The sequence below is a fragment of the Draconibacterium sp. IB214405 genome (genome assembly GCF_033963885.1).
Classification (GTDB): Bacteria; Bacteroidota; Bacteroidia; order Bacteroidales; family Prolixibacteraceae; genus Draconibacterium.
In genome coordinates this window covers 1-809 of record NZ_JAXBMA010000028.1, presented here as the reverse complement: position 1 = coordinate 809, position 809 = coordinate 1, and the positions used below count along the sequence as shown (strand labels likewise).

Below are 809 nucleotides of genomic sequence, written 5' to 3'. Positions count from 1 at the left end.
GCCGATGGTACTGCGTAAAAGTGGGAGAGTAGGTCGCTGCCAATTTTATTAAGCCCGTGTTCAACAGAGCACGGGCTTTTTTATTGTATAATATACTAGGGCCAGTGATCCAGATCATTAGTGCTACAGCCCAGCAACAACGGATTCCCGTTTGTTTCTTTGTCTAACCCATAAATGTCCGGAACTATCTTTTTCAAACGTATATGCCCTGTAATACCAACTTTCCCATCTGTCTACAGTATTTCTAATCGCTAAAAATTTAATTGAAACTTGGTGTTCATATTCGCGAGATTCTAAAGTATAATCTGTAATAATTAGTATTTCATCTAAGATTGACTTGATAAAGCAGGCGATTCACACCTTAGTCATTAGCACTGGAAAAGAAAATAGATCATTGAAAACTCAAAATCAGTCATTAAAAGTGCTCATCAAGCCAGAAAGCATAGCCTTATCGAAAGAGCCAGTGCAAAATATTTCGCTCCGCAACCAGGTAGAAGGGATCATGAAAGAAGTATTTTTAAAAGACGGCCTTGCTTTTTGCGTAGTCGATGTAGGCGAAAACATCATTGTAGAAGTCACCGAAGCCTCACAAAAAAGTATGTGCCTTGAGAAGGGACAGCGGGTATACTGCCTTTTTAAATCCGCCTCGCTAAAAATTTATTAAACCGCCCTGTTCAGATACTCAGCTACTTGCGATTTTTGCTCCAAAAAACCTGCAATTATTTTGCCCTGCGGGCTTGCATTATTAAAAACCTTGATTACTTTTGCAGCCGCTTTGAGAGAAGCGAGTTCATAGAAAGAATGGGATA

The 809-nt window shown here is 39.6% G+C and carries 1 protein-coding gene; it reads left to right on the top strand.

Annotation, left to right across the window (positions count from 1 at the left end):
• Positions 1–394 precede the first annotated feature (394 nt).
• The gene (locus SLH46_RS21635; protein WP_320283309.1) at positions 395–664 is read left to right on the top strand and encodes a TOBE domain-containing protein; all 270 of its coding nucleotides are present in this window, start codon (positions 395–397) and stop codon (positions 662–664) included.
• Positions 665–809: the final 145 nt, after the last annotated feature.